This window comes from Sphingobacterium siyangense (genome assembly GCF_023277505.1).
GTDB classification, from domain to species: Bacteria; Bacteroidota; Bacteroidia; order Sphingobacteriales; family Sphingobacteriaceae; genus Sphingobacterium; species Sphingobacterium siyangense.
Genome location: NZ_CP080574.1, coordinates 2,498,073 through 2,514,201 on the forward strand (window position 1 = coordinate 2,498,073; position 16,129 = coordinate 2,514,201).

General features: G+C 40.8%; 14 protein-coding genes and 1 tRNA gene. 4 read left to right on the plus strand and 11 right to left on the minus strand.

Annotated features, from left to right (window positions below; all coding sequences use genetic code 11):
• Positions 1-10: 10 nt before the first annotated feature.
• The 3 genes from K2F45_RS10040 to K2F45_RS10050 form a co-directional block, all read right to left on the minus strand.
• Positions 11-1,666, minus strand: coding sequence for a RagB/SusD family nutrient uptake outer membrane protein (locus K2F45_RS10040; protein ID WP_248933449.1), 1,656 nt, complete (start codon positions 1,664-1,666; stop codon positions 11-13).
• 17 nt (positions 1,667-1,683) lie between these two features.
• Entirely contained in the window at positions 1,684-5,112 is a 3,429-nt protein-coding gene (locus K2F45_RS10045) for a SusC/RagA family TonB-linked outer membrane protein (protein WP_083663566.1), read from the minus strand.
• Between the two features lie 184 nt (positions 5,113-5,296).
• Positions 5,297-6,472 carry a FecR family protein gene (locus K2F45_RS10050; protein ID WP_075992022.1) on the minus strand — a complete coding sequence of 392 codons (1,176 nt, stop codon included), beginning with the start codon at positions 6,470-6,472 and terminating at the stop codon, positions 5,297-5,299.
• A gap of 372 nt (positions 6,473-6,844) precedes the next feature.
• On the opposite strand from K2F45_RS10050, the gene K2F45_RS10055 reads away from it, so the two are divergent.
• Positions 6,845-7,270, plus strand: coding sequence for a hypothetical protein (locus K2F45_RS10055; protein WP_248933450.1), 426 nt, complete (start codon positions 6,845-6,847; stop codon positions 7,268-7,270).
• Here K2F45_RS10055 and K2F45_RS10060 read toward each other — a convergent pair.
• The 4 genes from K2F45_RS10060 to K2F45_RS10075 all read right to left on the minus strand — a co-directional run bounded on the left by K2F45_RS10060 (position 7,251) and on the right by K2F45_RS10075 (position 10,467).
• On the minus strand, positions 7,251-8,123 hold the full coding sequence (locus K2F45_RS10060; protein WP_248933451.1) for an EamA family transporter: 873 nt from the start codon (positions 8,121-8,123) through the stop codon (positions 7,251-7,253). The genes K2F45_RS10055 and K2F45_RS10060 overlap by 20 nt on opposite strands.
• Positions 8,110-8,928, minus strand: coding sequence for an alpha/beta hydrolase (locus K2F45_RS10065; RefSeq protein ID WP_075992025.1), 819 nt, complete (start codon positions 8,926-8,928; stop codon positions 8,110-8,112). The genes K2F45_RS10060 and K2F45_RS10065 overlap by 14 nt, the downstream gene beginning before the upstream one ends.
• 74 nt (positions 8,929-9,002) lie before the next feature.
• On the minus strand, positions 9,003-9,578 hold the full coding sequence (locus K2F45_RS10070) for a Crp/Fnr family transcriptional regulator (protein WP_248933452.1): 576 nt from the start codon (positions 9,576-9,578) through the stop codon (positions 9,003-9,005).
• Between the two features lie 112 nt (positions 9,579-9,690).
• Positions 9,691-10,467 (minus strand): hypothetical protein, encoded by a 777-nt coding sequence (locus K2F45_RS10075; RefSeq protein ID WP_248933453.1) that lies wholly within the window; start codon positions 10,465-10,467, stop codon positions 9,691-9,693.
• A gap of 357 nt (positions 10,468-10,824) precedes the next feature.
• Here K2F45_RS10075 and K2F45_RS10080 point away from each other — a divergent pair, with 357 nt between their 5' ends.
• From K2F45_RS10080 to K2F45_RS27355, 3 genes are read left to right on the plus strand one after another with little or no spacing between them, the layout of a single operon-like run.
• Positions 10,825-11,664, plus strand: a complete 840-nt coding sequence (locus tag K2F45_RS10080) for a class I SAM-dependent methyltransferase (RefSeq protein WP_248933454.1) — start codon at positions 10,825-10,827, stop codon at positions 11,662-11,664.
• Positions 11,654-11,866, plus strand: a complete 213-nt coding sequence (locus tag K2F45_RS10085; RefSeq protein WP_248933455.1) for a hypothetical protein — start codon at positions 11,654-11,656, stop codon at positions 11,864-11,866. Before K2F45_RS10080 ends, K2F45_RS10085 begins: the two co-directional genes overlap by 11 nt.
• Positions 11,866-11,997, plus strand: coding sequence for a hypothetical protein (locus K2F45_RS27355; RefSeq protein ID WP_257787019.1), 132 nt, complete (start codon positions 11,866-11,868; stop codon positions 11,995-11,997). The genes K2F45_RS10085 and K2F45_RS27355 overlap by 1 nt, the downstream gene beginning before the upstream one ends.
• A gap of 93 nt (positions 11,998-12,090) precedes the next feature.
• On the opposite strand, the gene K2F45_RS10090 is transcribed toward K2F45_RS27355, so the two are convergent.
• The 4 genes from K2F45_RS10090 to K2F45_RS10105 form a co-directional block, all read right to left on the minus strand.
• Positions 12,091-12,163: transfer RNA gene (locus K2F45_RS10090), tRNA-Lys, on the minus strand.
• A gap of 141 nt (positions 12,164-12,304) precedes the next feature.
• A complete protein-coding gene (locus K2F45_RS10095) occupies positions 12,305-12,583 on the minus strand; it encodes a lipopolysaccharide assembly protein LapA domain-containing protein (RefSeq protein ID WP_182981140.1) in 279 nt (92 codons plus the stop codon).
• A 55-nt stretch (positions 12,584-12,638) separates the two neighbouring features.
• Complete coding sequence (locus K2F45_RS10100) at positions 12,639-15,389, minus strand: heavy metal translocating P-type ATPase (RefSeq protein ID WP_248933456.1); 2,751 nt, start codon at positions 15,387-15,389, stop codon at positions 12,639-12,641.
• 257 nt (positions 15,390-15,646) lie between these two features.
• Entirely contained in the window at positions 15,647-15,880 is a 234-nt protein-coding gene (locus K2F45_RS10105; protein ID WP_248933457.1) for a hypothetical protein, read from the minus strand.
• Positions 15,881-16,129: the final 249 nt, after the last annotated feature.

The following is a 16,129-nucleotide window of genomic DNA, read 5'->3' on the forward strand; positions in this document are numbered from 1 at the left end:
ACCCAAGATACTATTTTAAATTTGGATTGATATTAACTTCATTTTGCGGAATCGGCCAATGTTCATCTTGGCCAGCCCGGAAGGATTTGCTGGTCACATACCATCGGCTATAAGGGTCTTTACTTCCACCGGATTTTATTCGAAGATTTTTCGCATTTGGAAATGGGGCGCCATAAAAGTCACCTTTCAGTACATCCTTTGCGATACCCCAACGTAGTAAATCCCAATAACGAAGTCCTTCCAATGCGAGTTCCACACGTCTTTCGTTGCGTAACGTCGTGCGCAAGGAGGTACTACTTTGGACGTTAATGGCTGGCATATTAACGCTGCTTCTTTTTCTGACAGCGTTGATGGTTTTGTCGAGTAAGTCGCTGGTAATAGGATCTCCATTTTCGAGTTTGGCTTCAAGGTAACTCAGGAGAACTTCGGCGTAGCGTACAATAGGAACGTCGGCTCCAGAGTTTTGTAAGTTTCCACTAAACCCTTCGTCGTTGAACTTGCGTAATCCGTAGCCCGTACGAGTGGCCTGTTTTGTTGTGGTCAATTGGTCGATAGATAGGGTGGAGTCGGGGTGAGATGTATATTTAAGGTTTTTGAAACGATCACCATTCGTTATCACGGTGAAGGCTAAACGCGGATCCCGGTTTTTGCTGATGTCTTGCGGATTATAGCGCGCATCATCATACGAAAATGCCGTTCCATCGGTGAAACCATAGCTTTCTACAAGACTACCGAGCGGACAGTGAAGATGCCAGCCGCCTGCGATTGCCGGAAAATTGTGCTGAAACATACCGTTTCCGGCAAGATCAACCAAGTACTGCGTGGCAAAAATAATCTCTTTACTCGTTTCGTTGGTTCCATTAAATAAGCCTGAATAGTTAGGATCTATGTTATTTTCATTGGCATTGATGATCTGCTCATAGCTTTTGATAGCGTCGGCGTAAGATTTTTCTGCCAGTTGGATGCGTCCAAGGAAAGCGAGGGCTGCCTGTTTGCTTGCGCGGCCCCTTTCTGCGGTAGTCAATTTGCCATAACTAGGTAAGTCGTTTGCCGCTTCCTGCAATTCACGCGCGACAAACGTAACCAATTCCTGTTTTTTCGCTTTGGAAACCTGATTCGCTTCACTGGGCGTTAAAGTTTTGGTAACTAAAGGGGCATCACCCCAGTATTGGGACAGGTAGAAATATTGGCAAGCACGAATAAACCGGGCTTCTGCTTTAAATCGTGCGAGTAGATCTGCTGAAATAGGAGTTTTATCTATATTTTCAAGAAAATAATTTACACGGGCGATTTTCTTGTAGGTATACATCCAATAATTGTCTAAGTTGCTATTATTGCTCGTTAAGGTGCCATCGGATAGTTTGTTGAAAACCGAATTATCACCACGTCTATCGTAGGCATTGTCCGAAGCAAACTCCAGGTAAAGCAGACCGTTATAGGACCACCAATCTGTGGGGCTGAATTCGGCTAGGGAGTTCATTTGTATTTCCGCTTTGTATAATCCTGTCAGCGCTGCTCGAGCATTCGTTTCGTTTGTCCAAAAGGTTTCGTTGGCAAATTTATCCAGTGGATTGGTTTCCAGTTGTTTTTTGCAACTGGTACTTAGGCTTGATGCAAAAAGAATGCATAAGGCCAATTTTATAGGTTTATATGAGATATGTATCATGGTTTTTTATCGATTGGTTAAAAACTAAGGTTAACCCCAAATGTAAAATTGCGCATAATAGGGTAGTAGGCTCCGCTTGAATTGATTTCGGGATCCCATCCTTTTCTATAGTTGCTTTTCGTGAATAGGTTTTCGGCATTTGCGTAAACCCTTAGACCCGACAATTTCCATTTGTTAAGGATGTGCTTAGGAATGGTATAACCCAATTGGATGTTCTTGAGCCGCAGGTAGCTTGCGTCCAGTAACCAGTAGTCCGATAGCAGGGTATTTGGTGTGCCGGTATTCGGCAATTGTTCAATTCTTGGATATATGGCATTTCGATCGGGATTGGCTGCAGTCCATCTGCCATCAGCTTGCCAGCGTTGGATATTGCCGTTTTGTGTCAGCGCAAATCCAGCATAATTGTCCAATAAGCCTTTAACACCGCTTACACCTTGGAGAAGTATTCCTATGTCAAACCCTTTGTAGTTCATTCCGATATTTATCCCGTAGGTGTATTTGGGGATGCGTGATCCAATCACAGTTCGGTCGTACGTAGCGTCTACTTTTCCATCAGGTACACCGTCGGGGCCACTGATGTCCTTGTATCGGATATCACCCGGTTGAGGTTTGGGGTTGATGCTGGTTTGATTGGCATAGCTTGCAATATCGGCTGCATCAATAAACAAGCCATCGGCCTGGTAGCCGTAGTAGGCTTGAATCGGGTAACCGATAAACAGGGTGGAACCATTTCCCACTAAGCCATTCGGTTGATTGATATTGCCGACACCCAAATCGACGACCCTATTTTTGACCGTAGAGAAGTTCAGATTTACGTTGTAAGAAAAATCATTTAATTTTTTTTGATGCCCTAGTGTAAATTCCCAGCCTGTATTTCGAAGTTTTCCAGAATTTTGTACACCTACTTCAAAACCCAAAATTTTGGAAACACTAGAACCTGGGCTCACCAAAATATCGTAAGTATATCGGTTGTAATAGGTACTGCTGAATGTCAGTAAATTTTTAAATAAAGCCACTTCCACGCCCGCATCTGCCGTTCGGGTCGATTCCCAGCGTAGCATAGGGTCAACAATTGTTGTTCGGGCGACCCCTGGAGAAATAGTGTTTCCAAAGGGGTAATTGTAACCCGGATTTAACACATCCTGGTATGGGTAGTTAGAGACAACGCGCTGTTGGACATTATTGACAATATTTTGGTTACCGAGAACTCCATAAGATCCTTTGATTTTCAATTCGTCTATCCAGCTATAGTGGTCCTTTATAAACGATTCTTCACTCAGTAGCCAACCTACTGCAATTGAAGGAAAAGTGGCATACTTTTTATCGGTTGGAAAACGGGAAGATCCATCGTATCGAACAACACCTTCGACCAGGTATTTCTTGGCATAGTTATATTGTATGCGTGCAAATAACGATTCCAATGCCCACTCAGTAGCTGTACCAGTATTTTGTTGTCCATCTGGTGAACCTACATTTAACTCGGTAAGATCATTGCTGGGAAAATTCTGGCGGTAAGCGCTTAAACCTTCGCTGTAGCCTTTCTCGAAAGAATAACCGCCCAATATTTTCAGGGAATGTTCCCCGATCGTTTTATTATAGTCTGCTAAGGCCTGAAACGTTTTATATGTTTCATAAGGAGCAGTTTGATTGAGGCTAGAAGGTCCGAGCGTAATGGAATTGTTGATCCGTTGTGATGCTCTAAAAAGTTTTGTGCGGCCATTCGTCTGCGTATAGCCCCCAATAGCGGACAAGGTCAGATCTGAAATCGGTTTCCAGTCGAGTCTTGCGTTTCCGGAGATATTAGACACTTTTTCTTTGTAGAAAGATTCGCTCTCGAGGAAAGATACTGGTGTCCCCTTCAGGTTATTCCCTGCGCCCCAGTCGCCGTTGCTCAGGCGGATCGGGTATATGGCGGGATAGCGAATCACCTGAGAAATGATATCCGTCATGCTGGAGAAGTCAAGCGTTGCCGGTGCTGCGGGTTCGTCTGTTTCGGTCTGAATTGCTGCTACCCGCGTCGTTAATTTGAGCTTGTCATTGAGGTTTGATATGAGATTGAGGCGGACATTGTATTTGTCAAAATTGTTTTTGATGACAATACCTTTTTGATTGAGAAAGCCCGCAGATAAGGTGTATTGTATTTTATCTGTGGTATTGGATATATTTAAGTTGTGGCCTGTTTGCGCCGCTTGGGACTTGAATGAACTGGTCAAGTAATTACTATTTGGGTAGTTGTCGGGATCCGAGCCATCTTTAAATTTTTGGATCTCCTCTGCGGTGTAGCCTCCGCCGCCACTTGTGGTTTCATTGAGCAAGGAAGCGTACTCCCAAGAGTTGACAAATTCGGGGAACGCTGTTGGTTTCTGGATACCGTAATAGCCATTGTAATTGACCGTTAATTTTCCACCTGTTGCCCCGGTTTTTGTTGTAACCAGAATAACACCGTTGGCGGCTCTAGCTCCATATATCGCAGCGGAGGAAGCGTCTTTCAGTACCGAGATAGATGCAACATCATTTGGATCGATATCATTGAAGGAATTGGTGGGTATACCGTCGACTAAAATAAGCGCGTCGGTACTTGCACCGAACGAACCCACACCACGGATCTGTATGGTATTGTTTGCTGCACCAGGCTGACCAGATCGCTGTATGACGGTCACACCGGGCATTTGACCTGTGAGGGCTTGCGCAAGCTGGGGAACGGAGCGTTTGGCTAGTTGTTTCCCATCAACTTGGGAAACCGAACCGATTAATTCTTTCTTTTTTGTCGTACCGTAGCCTACGACGACGACTTCTTCCAAAGCATCGACCTGTTGGCTAAGTTCAATATTCAGGTAAAGCTGGTTGGATAATGGGATTTCTTTGGTTTGGTAGCCGATCATTTTAATCACGAGTACGGCATTATTATTTGCTTCGATCTGAAAGTTACCACTTTCATCTGTCGTGGTTGCCCTTGTCGAACCTTTTATTATAATCGTCGCGCCCTGAAGCATTGTTCCTTTGCTATCGTGAACATTTCCTTTGAATGTGCGGGTTTGTTGTACTAACGTGTAGTTATTTGGAAGCTCATAAGTCGGATAATTTGTTTTTAACTTCGTTACGACAAGCATATTGTCCTGAAAACTCCAATCGACAGGTTGGTCTTTTAAGAGAACCTGTATGGCTTTTTCTAAAGGCATATTACGAACCTGCGCCTCAATTTTAATGTCGGCAAGTTCTTTACCATTCAACAGAAAGGGGACGCCACTCTGTTTTTGGATGGTACGTAATACCTGCACCAAAGACATTTTTTTGGCGTTAATAGTAATTGATTGTGCGTAGCTAGCTGCAGACAGCTTAACAACACATGCAAGGGTAAAAAAGGCACTAAGCTTCATTTTGGTCTTCCATTGCTTGGGTATGTTCACAGCAATTCGATTTCTATGAACAAGAAAATTAAAATTCATAAATTTGTTGAATTAGGGATATAATCTATTATTAAACTGATTGGGTAAATCGGTCAAAAATGGAGATCGCTATTATGGCCGATTAATGTTCGTAGCATTGGTCGGCTTTTTTAGTATCTCGTTTGGTCTCGTTAGGTTGGTTTTCTCATAATTGTTGTTTTTGGGTTATTTCATGGATAATTGGTTAGTTTGAAACAAAGAGTTTACGAACTCCATTTTCTTGTATCAAGTCAAATTTAATATGGCTACGCTCCAGGATCTTTAGGACTGCCGCGAGACTTTTCGTGCGTTTAATTTCGCCATATAAAAGTGTTTCTTTTATCGGTTGCGTGTAGATGATTTGCAGGTCATACCATTGGCCGATCAGTTGTAGAGCAGTATGGAGGTCCGTTTCATTAAAATAAAATTTATTGTCGAGCCATGCGATGTAATTAGCGGGATCGACCACTTTTTTAGATAGTTGACCCGAAGCTAAGAGCGCTTGCTGATTGGGCTTGAGCTGTAACGTTTGCCCTTGCGCCGATAGATTGATACTCCCCTCTATAAGCGTTGTACTACTTTGGGATTTTGAATAGGTATTTACGTTGAATTCAGTGCCCGTGACTTCAATTTGTTGCCCGTTGGAAAGAACATGGAAGGGTACCTTTTTATTTTTTGCAATTTTAAAATAGGCTTCACCGTCCACTTCAACAACACGTTTGTTTTTTGCAAAATGAAGCGGGTATTTGAGTGTTGTTTTTGCATTGAGCGTAATCTCCGATCCATCTTCCAGTTGGAGTTGCAGCATCGTGCCAGCAGGGGTGTTGACGGTGGCCATCAGATCTCCTTTTAAAGATGCGTTTTGAAGGATAGTACCGTCTTCGTAGGTTAAATTGTCTCCTGAAACCAAGGCTCCTTTCTGACTCGATACCTGGAGCACTTTGCCGTTCGAAAGCCGTATTTCTGCCTGGTTGCTCTGTGCTTCTACGTCATTTAAGACGATTCGATTACTGACCGGTGCAACTTGTTTTCTAACCATGAAATACATCAAACCTCCTAAGATTATGCTTATTAAAGCTGCTGCGTAGGGAAGCAGGTGTTTTATGTTTCTGATAGGAGATGGTTTAACGGCAGAGGTCCGAATAGTTTCTAGGGTCTTTGCTTTTAACCTTTCGTTCCAATCCATTGTATCTGAAGCCTGAAGCTCGCTCCATTGATTCAGGTCGTTTATCAAATCATGGTTATCCAGGAGGTCTTCAAAAAAAACACGATGTTCTGCTGATTCATCCATCCATAACTTTAAATCGGTCTTTTCATCGGACGTTAAGTTGTCGCCGATGTACTTTATGATTAGTTGCTTGATATCATCAGTCAATCTCATGGTATATAATTTTAGATAGATACGGAACAGGGAGGATAAACCTTAGTAAAAAAGTAAAAAAATAATCAGGTGTAGCACGTCGACAAATATTAAGCTCCAACAGACCAATATCGTCAATACCACGTCCAATATTGCTTTGGCATTTATCTTAACGAATTAATTCGCATCTTTAAAGAAGATTATTGTTTTTACTTAAAGCTTGATGGTTAAAGGGATTTATCAGCTGTAACTTGTAAAAGGTCGGCGTTGAAATCAGTTTTGGGATTGCCGCTCCCCGCAGGAACTGGTCGAAATGTATTAAAGGGAATAGGAGGGAACGAGGAGTTCAGGCCTATTCGCCGCTTTGTTTATTTATTTTAAAATATTGTGCTGATGAAAAGGAAGCTAAGTTTTATTTTCCTGCGAATTATAGGGTTTAGTGTATTGACTACCTTTGTCCTTACAGCCATACTTCAGGCAAATAATGCGGCTGCAAAAAGAGCACGTTGCTACATGCCCTTTTTTACAGAATTGTTGCTTTCATTCGTGGCACTTTGTATTGCGATTGGTACGATATCTATTTTTCTAAATCTAAATAAGCAATTCAGAAGCAGTAGGCTCGCACGGGTACTATCCTTTGTTTTATTGCCCGCCGCTATTAACCTATTGTTTTCGTCCTTTCTGATCCAAGCTGGCGGAGCATCCAATATATTTGAAATGCTCCACATGGCTGCAACCATAGTTCCGGTATGGGGACTGATCTTATGGCAATATAATAGATTTAATCATTGGCTGACTACTACGGCTTACCAACATTAATTATAATGACAGCCATTAAAATCAGGAGTATGCCAAACCATTGGAATCCCGATACAACTTCCTGTAGAACCAACATGGCAGATAAGGTTGAAACAGGGATCTCCAGACTTGAAATAATATTTCCCATCGCTATGCCGGTTTTTGGGATTCCTTTTGTAAATAGTAAGGGTGGAAGAATCGTTCCAAAAATGGCAATCAATAATCCCCACGCTAATGCATTAGGTTGCATATACCGAATAATATCAATGTTCCAAAATGCTACGATGAGCAGCAGTCCGCCTAAGACCAAGAATTGGCTACGTATCGGACTCGGCAGCTCTTTTTCCACTGTGCTTGAAGCATAAATTGCCAGCGCATAACTTATTCCCGCTCCGAAACCCAGTATTATTCCTCTGTAGTCAAGGTCATTATTGTTTTGGAAGAGATTGGTTGCTAAGGTCGTGCCGAGCAAAACAATAATAACTCCTGTTATCTTGCCTTTTGACGGAAACTTTTTCAACAGCACTGCTTCTGCAACCAAACTTATCCAAATGGATTGCATCAGTAAAATAATTCCAACGGATACAGGGATATATTGGATGGAGAGATAGTAAAGTGTTGTTGTTAGACCAAGGGAAATGCCCCAGACCATCAGTTTAATTTTTGATGAAAATTTGATGGCGTTATGTTCTTCTACATTACGCTTTGACAACAGATTAAAGGCCAACAGAAAGAGAAAACCAAACATAAACTGCAGAAAGGTCAACAGACTTGTATGTATCCCTAAATGGTTTGCATATTTCACAATTGTTGCGAGCAGTCCATAGCTGCAAGCGCCGGCAGCAACATAGAGCGTCGATTTATAGTCCTTCATGTTGAAAGTAGTTTTGAAATAAAGCCAACTGTTGTGATAGTGATTTGCTCCAATAAGCAGTGTCGTGTCCTCCTTTTGATTCGATGTAAAGATGCTCGATGTTTTTGTTGGTCAGATGCTTGTGGAATGTACGGTTCATTTCCAGCATTTGCAGGTCTTCAGTTCCACAATCGAGGATATAGCGTTGTTTATTGTGCTTCATTTTATCTTCGTTGCTGTAGATGCGGTCTACATCGTTCAGATTTTTGAAATCGCCTAATACCTTGTCTACCTGATATTGCTGGTAAGCTTGTCCGAAGCGGTCGAAATCAAGAGCACCGCATGAACTCCCGACGATCGAAAATGTCTGTGGATAGGCTATGCCGATGTGCAATGCTCCGTAGCCACCCATGCTCCAGCCCAGTATTCCGCGCGCATTTCGGTTTTGTTGCGTCGGGTAGTGATGATCGATGTAACTTACTAGTTCATTTCCTATAAAAGTGGTGTATTGTGCATGTGGATCGATGGGACTATCTACGTACCAAGAATTGAAATTTCCATCTGGTAGTACATAGATCGTCTGAAATGTTTTTGCTTTTTGGATTAAGTCCGGAATGTCTTCTTGCACGGTACGGGTGGGGTTGCCGCTATAACCATGGAGAATAAAAACTGTTTTATAATTGATCCCGTCTTGCATGTCGGGCGTAATTATAATGGTTTCAATGTTTTTGTCCATTTTGGCACTATGGATTTTTGTCTTAACGACTTTTTGTGCCGCCAGTGGTAGGCTAAGGGCAGAAAATAGGAGTGTGCATACTGTTTTCATAGCTTAAAATTTTGTCTCTATAAGGCAAAATTCAACAGTATAATCTTTAAAAACGTATACACATGTTGATGGAATTATTTTTTTAATTCCTTACGGATGCGACTTAATTGCGTGGGAGTTACACCAAGATAGGAGGCGATATGATGCTGCTTGAGGCGTTTGAAAAGCACCTGATTCTTATGAAGTTCAAGATAACGTTCCTTTGCAGATTCCCACTTGAGCTCGATTTCAAGTGGTTCTTTTTTGACCACCCAATTCTTTTCCAGGTAGGCTATCTGAAAGAGCGCCAAATCATGCTTTGTGCGGACAAGCTCACGGAAAGCCTTGGCTGAATATTGAATTAACTCCACATCTTCGAGTGCAATGATGTTGAAGGTGCTCGGTGTTTCTTCAATGATGGCGGCGGTGGAAGCACAAAAGCTATTTTCTTCAAAAAACATTTTGTAGATAATATTGCCATCAGCGTTTGATTTATAATAACCTAATAATCCTTTGCATATAAAATAATAGTACTTAGCATATTCTCCAGCACGTAGAATATGTTCATTTTTTTTGAACTGCTTGACCTGAAAGATAGTTTTCAAAATTTCTGTCGTAGCTGGGCTAAGCGCAGCATAAGTATTCATTTCGAAGAGGAGTTTTTCTATCATCAGTAGGTAACTGTTTTGTAAATGACCGATCTATCTATTTAACAAAGTTAGTGAAATGATCGCTTCAATTGTACCTTAACGGATTGTAACTTGGAAACTAACGATTTTTACACTAGTCTTTGATGTAGTACTCGGTTCCATTCAGACCGACAAATATTTCCTTGTCGAGGTCACCGCGATAGCCAATAAACAGCGGATACTGCTGTTCACGTAATGGATTATTATAAAGCTCCTCAATATTTGCATATTTTGCTTTTACAATGATTTGATTGGTCTCACTATTTTTTATTCCCTTCAACAAAGTGTGCTCACTGGTAAAATCTACGTAAGGTATTTCTTTTCTTTTGGGGCGGAAAATCAATTTAACTCCTTCCTCAATCAACGCCTTATTTTTTATGCGAAATTCCTGAATGGATTGCTCTTCCGGAAATATTTGTTTTCCGCTCTGGTTGTCTTTGATATGTTGAAAGAGTGTGTTTTGATCTATGCTGTCGCTATAATAAACAGTTGAATTTTTGTACAGATAAATTGTTGTTTCACCTGTTTTAAAATCGGCGGCATTGTATTTATATACTCGTGTTCCCTTTTTATCGATACGGTAGCGTTCGCCATTAAATAGTACCCAAGCATAGTCTTCTGTTCCATATTTAATGATCTCGGGATTATTTACATGGAAAAGTTGGAAATTGTAATCAGCTTCGAATAGTTCTGCTTTTTCAAAAAGTGCCTTTATTTTAACGTTTAGTGATTTGTCACAGTAGCCAAATAAGCTGTTCTGCATGAGTGTCGGAATTAAATCAGGATACACCAAATCCGTTAAAGCTAATTTATCTTGGGCATGAGTAGGTATACTTAAGAAGGTTAAAAGTAGTAAAACAAAATTTTTCATCCGTTGTGCTATTTAATGTGCATAACAAAACTATCAAATTAGATCTGTTAAAAAATCAATGAAAATAGTGATTTTTAATCGGGGGAATATTAGTGCCAATTCCTCGTTAAAAATTAATCCAAATTTTCTATCTTTGTGGTCTGTTATACTATATCTAACATATTATCTAGTCTTACTCGAAAGACAACTCTAAAAACAGAGTGATTAATGCATTGAAATCTTGTGGTTTTTAATGTACAGATAATCCTATCGACTTATTTCTTAATCTTAAACAAAACAAACGATTATCAAATCGATTGCATTATCACTTTTGCGGTGTATTCAACATTTCAAAATGTGGTGACATGATGAATAAAAATGAATAGTAAACAGTTAATAAGTAGAGATATAGAGCTATTTTACAATAGAGCATCCGAAGAAACTCGACTTGACAAAGGAATGGGCATATTTGAATTTGAAAGAATTAAATCACTCGTAGAAAAATATATACCAACTTCATCTTCAAAAATAATAGACATTGGTGGTGGTACGGGAAAGTATTCGGAATGGCTTGCTAAAAAAGGACATCAAGTTCATTTGGTAGAGCCAGTTGCAAAACATATACAAATAGCCCAAAACAGAGCGAATAGATTAAAGAACAGGTTTTCTGTACATTTAGGAGAAGCTCGAAAATTGGAATTTCCAGATAATTATGCGGACCTAATAATACTGCACGGCCCTCTTTATCATCTTCAAAAAAAGGAGGATAGAGATTTAGCCATTTGCGAAGCTAAACGTATTTTAAAGAATGATGGGATTATTTTGGGATTTGCCATCAATTATACGGCATCAACATTGGTTGGTCTTTTAAACGGCTTAATTCACAAAAAGCCATTTTTTGACATGTGCAAAGAAGAATTAATAAGGGGGATGCACAATCCGCCCGATGATTTCCCTTGGCTTTTAGCAGAAGCATTTTATCATAAGCCACAACAGCTAAAAGATGAATTTATAAATCAAGGCTTAGCCTATCTAAATACTTATGCGGTTGAGGGTATGGCATGGTTGGATAAAGAATACTTTGCCAATATGCTGAATAATAAAAAGCGAAGAACATTAATGGAACTTATTCAAGTTACTGAAAACAACAGCTATCTTTTACCCTTTAGTCCACACATGATGATAGCTGTGCAAAAAAAATATAATTATGGAAAATAAAGAAAAATATTACATAGCATTAATAGAAAATGACGGTCAACTCAATGAAATTGACCTCGGGAAAAAAATAGGACTTAATGAAGATGAAACAAACGAAATAATTGTACAGCTTCTAGCTGAATATAAAATTGAATATGCAGAAAAAAGAGCGTGTAATTATAGTCTAATGAAAAGGGTAAGAAAGAAAAATAACAGTAGGTAATGATAGCTAAATTTTACAATGAAACATTGTCTAAACTGGAAACGGCAATCAACGAATTGGAAATTGAAACCGATTGCGCTGTACAACGGATGGAGGCTGTTATACACTTTATCCTTGAAGCACAGCCCTGAGCTTCCATTGGATCGAACCCGGCCGCCCCTTCTTTCGAATCCTAATAGCTTTAAAACAAGAAAAGCTAATCTTTCGATTAGCTCTTTTCTTTGTGATCCCGCTGGGATTCGAACCCAGGACCCATACATTAAAAGTGTATTGCTCTACCAGCTGAGCTACGGAATCTTACTTCTTTGTTTTTGAACTACCGTTCCTTGTTTGAAGTGATGCAAAGATAGGGTTAATCCCTATTCCACGCAAGTATTTGTGCGATAAAAATGCGCTACGGCCGTTTAGCGCTTCATTTTTAGTGATTTATTTTTTTATTTAGGATAGAAATTCCCGGTCTTCATCCGATAATTGGGACTTTCTGTCGCTGTTTTCTTCTTCCGATTCGTCTATTTCTTCCTCTTCATACGCCCGCTGTTTCTTTTTTCCGATTTTCAATAGAGATACAAATACAATTCCCGCGATAAAAAAGGCCAATAATAGCTTCCATAGCGCCACCTGTGATTCCCCAAGAAAATTGAGCTGCACCGATTGCGGATTTTTGACACACACAACTGTGATGATAACCGTTATCAAGATTAAAAAGATATTACGCATGTTACTGTAAACTATATGTCGTTATTCTAACAGCGAATATAGGGAATATCTGTTTTTAATCGATATCGATCTTTGCACGATTTAAGCGTAAAGAATTCAAGATAACCGAAACGGAACTGAAACTCATTGCAGCGGCAGCAATCATCGGGGACAGGAGAATTCCGAGAGTAGGATATAGAAGTCCGGCAGCCAATGGAATCCCGAGTATATTATAGACGAAAGCAAAACCCAGGTTCTCCTTAATATTACGGAGTAGTTTTTGGCTCAGTACCTTTGCTTTGGCTATTCCGATAAGGTCTCCTTTCAGCAAAGTGAGTGAAGCGCTTTGTATGGCAACATCGGTACCTGTGCCCATGGCAATGCCGATATCGGCTTGAGCAAGGGCAGGGGCATCATTGATACCATCACCAGCCATAGCCACCACATGTCTTTTTTGCTGTAACGTGTGAATTTCCTGCAATTTATCTTTGGGCAAGGCATTGGCTTTGAAATGCTTGATGCCAACTTGATCCGCCACAGCCCTTGCCGTATGGATATTATCTCCCGTCAGCATAACGACATCGACTTTATGCTGTATAAGATATTGGATTGCACGCTTCGAAGAGGCTTTTATTTGATCTGAAATACTAAAATACCCCAATAAGCTACTGTCTTTTGCAAGGAAGGATACCGTCTTTCCATGGGATTGAGCAGTTTCGGCCATCTGCTTCATATCATGAGGAATTGTTATGCCGATAGACTCCATCAACAATTGATTGCCCAGTGCTATGCTATGTCCAGCTATGTTTCCCTTGATTCCTTGCCCAGCAACATTTTCAAAATCGGAAACTGCAAGGTCCGTTTTACTATTTTCCTTTTTTGCCCTTTCAATAATAGCATGGCCCAAAGGATGTGTGCTATTGGCGTTTAAAGCGGCAGCCAAAGACAATATCTCGTCTTTGCTGCTTGACGAGTTTGGCTGAATATCATCAACGGTGGGTTTTCCTTCGGTGATGGTACCTGTTTTGTCTGTTAGTACCACATCTACTTGGTTCATTTTTTCCAGCGCACTTGCATCTTTGATCAGGATCCCATGTTTGGCTCCCTTGCCGACGCCCACCATGACAGACATCGGCGTCGCAAGTCCCAAGGCACAGGGGCAGGCGACAATAAGTACGGCAAGTGCATTGGCAAAGCCGAATGCTAAGGAAGCGGAAGGAACCCAAAGCCACCAGGTAAGAAATGTCAAAATTGCAATGATTATGACAATCGGGACAAATATCTCGGATACTTTATCCGTTAATCGTTGAATGGGTGCCTTGCTTCTGCTCGCATCATTGACGAGTTGAATGATCTGAGCCAAAAGTGTGTCCGAACCGATACGTTCTGCCTTCATGAGGAAACTGCGGTCGCCATTGATTGTTCCTGAACTGACATGATCTCCTGTTTGCTTTTCTACGGGAATAGGTTCACCCGTCAGCATGGATTCATCAATGTTACTGTTGCCATCCGTAATCTGCCCGTCAACGGGGATTTTGTCCCCGGGTTTTACTTTGAGTATATCTCCGAGTTGAATTTGATCTATGCCGATCTTTTTATCTATTCCATTTTCTACGCGTGTAGCTTCGGAAGGGCTCAGCTTGATCAGCTCTTTGATTGCCGAATTGGTTTTGGAATGTGCTTTGGCCTCCATCACCTGGCCTAATAATACCAAAGTCAATATGACGGTAACGGATTCGAAGTAAAGTGCAATGTAGCCATGGTGATTTTTTAATTCAGCAGGGAACACCTGCGGAAAAAATAGGCCAACCAAACTATAGACAAACGCAGCTCCGGCACCAAGTGCAATCAGGCTAAACATATTAAGGCGCCAGGTTTTGAAAGATACCCAGCCCCGTTGAAAAAAAGACCAACAGGTATAAAAAACAACCGGCAGGGATAAAGCCAGCTGAACCCAACCAGACCAACTCGGCGAAATGATTTTACCTATTGGATTACCGGGAAGCATTTCACCCATGGAAAGTATAAAGATCGGGACCGTAAATAGGATAGAGACCCATAATTTCATGCGTAGATCACGATATGTGTGATCGACGGCCTCATCATTCCCATTGGCAATAGGCACAAGGTCCATACCGCATATAGGGCAATTTCCAGGATGATCTTGTACAATCTCAGGATGCATAGGACAGGTATATTGATGGTCTGTCTTTAGCATGGGGACCTTTTCCAGGTTCATGCCGCATACCGGACAGTTTCCGGGTTCGTTATAGCGTTTGTCGCCCTCACAATGCATCGGACAATCGTATTGATCAGCGGACGTATGACCATGTGCTTTGTCAGGTGTAGATATTGTCTGTGATTGATGTACCGTGGCATTTGACTGAGCGGAATGATTGTGTTGCTGTTCGTGTTGGATATGCGAGGTCGCTGCATGCTCAGTTTGTAGCTTATTTTTAATTGCTGTTTCTGCATCGAGCTTCACCAAATGCATACCACAGATCGGACAGTTTCCTGGTTGGCTGTACGTTTTTTCACCTTCGCAATGCATGGGACAGCCATATCTCTCCGAAGCTTGTGCTACAGTGTGTTGATCGGACTGTAAATTACCCTGATGCTTATGTATTTCGCTGAGCTGATAAGGACCTAATTTTGATATGATTTCCTGTAATTGCTGTAACGGAATATGTTTCTGGGATGTTACTGTCATGCTTGGCGGGTTTAAAGTTACCTCGGCATGAACCCCAGGAAGCTCATTCAATGCATGTTCGATTGTGGTTCTACATCCATCACAGGACATTCCCGAAAGTGTATAGTGGTGTTGCATAGCGTTGTCTTTGTTGCCTAAATTTAAACGTTATATCGAGGTGATTTTTACACTTTTACCGGGTTTTCTTGTAAAATTTCCCGTTGATAATATGTGCTTCCGGTTTGCTCTCATTTTCTAGGTCGAACCAGCGTTATAGTCTTCCGGAAACGAAATATGGTGTAAAAAAAACAGCGAAACTACGCTATGGTAAACACAACCGAACTATGTTTTGTTTGCTCTGGGGATAGGTATGGGATAGGGGAATTTCCCTTTGATTAAGCCAGTAGCATTACTTGGGGATGTTTTATCAATGTATTGATGGTTACTTGTTCTTTCAGAACTGCTTCGTGAAAAGGCGCCGGGATCATCAATTTAAATGTTTTTCGGGCGGTTTTTACTAGGAAAAGAGCACCGTGAATCACTTGCTTATCGTCGATGATCAACGTGTGCTGTGTTGCCGGCTGATTGCCTAATTTTTCCTTTTCGATGAGTTGTATTAGTTGTTGCATTGTATCAGAATATTTAGCCAAAATTACCAAATACTTAGCATTTATTGTTTTTTTTCTAATCGTTGCTATTTGAAATTTATCCACTGCTTTCAACCTTTTTTTATTTTTTTAATAGCTAATAATCGTTTTAGCAAAGAAGAGATTTCAAAACATAGCGCAATCGATTGCGTATTTATTCTGCTAAAATGCTAAATATGAGAAGGATGTATTTGCTAAAGTTTGTTTAACTTTTTTAGCTTTGTGCAACAA

Excerpts from the sequence above, each read along its gene's own strand:
- K2F45_RS10070 (WP_248933452.1), bottom strand. The coding sequence starts at position 9,578 with ATGATAGAAAAACTCCTCTTCGAAATGAATACTTATGCTGCGCTTAGC.
- K2F45_RS10045 (WP_083663566.1), bottom strand. The coding sequence starts at position 5,112 with ATGAATTTTAATTTTCTTGTTCATAGAAATCGAATTGCTGTGAACATA.
- K2F45_RS10055 (WP_248933450.1), top strand. The coding sequence starts at position 6,845 with ATGAAAAGGAAGCTAAGTTTTATTTTCCTGCGAATTATAGGGTTTAGT.
- K2F45_RS10085 (WP_248933455.1), top strand. The coding sequence starts at position 11,654 with ATGGAAAATAAAGAAAAATATTACATAGCATTAATAGAAAATGACGGT.
- K2F45_RS10060 (WP_248933451.1), bottom strand. The coding sequence starts at position 8,123 with ATGAAGGACTATAAATCGACGCTCTATGTTGCTGCCGGCGCTTGCAGC.
- K2F45_RS10080 (WP_248933454.1), top strand. The coding sequence starts at position 10,825 with ATGAATAGTAAACAGTTAATAAGTAGAGATATAGAGCTATTTTACAAT.
- K2F45_RS10050 (WP_075992022.1), bottom strand. The coding sequence starts at position 6,472 with ATGAGATTGACTGATGATATCAAGCAACTAATCATAAAGTACATCGGC.
- K2F45_RS10075 (WP_248933453.1), bottom strand. The coding sequence starts at position 10,467 with ATGAAAAATTTTGTTTTACTACTTTTAACCTTCTTAAGTATACCTACT.
- K2F45_RS27355 (WP_257787019.1), top strand. The coding sequence starts at position 11,866 with ATGATAGCTAAATTTTACAATGAAACATTGTCTAAACTGGAAACGGCA.
- K2F45_RS10100 (WP_248933456.1), bottom strand. The coding sequence starts at position 15,389 with ATGCAACACCACTATACACTTTCGGGAATGTCCTGTGATGGATGTAGA.
- K2F45_RS10040 (WP_248933449.1), bottom strand. The coding sequence starts at position 1,666 with ATGATACATATCTCATATAAACCTATAAAATTGGCCTTATGCATTCTT.
- K2F45_RS10065 (WP_075992025.1), bottom strand. The coding sequence starts at position 8,928 with ATGAAAACAGTATGCACACTCCTATTTTCTGCCCTTAGCCTACCACTG.
- K2F45_RS10095 (WP_182981140.1), bottom strand. The coding sequence starts at position 12,583 with ATGCGTAATATCTTTTTAATCTTGATAACGGTTATCATCACAGTTGTG.
- K2F45_RS10105 (WP_248933457.1), bottom strand. The coding sequence starts at position 15,880 with ATGCAACAACTAATACAACTCATCGAAAAGGAAAAATTAGGCAATCAG.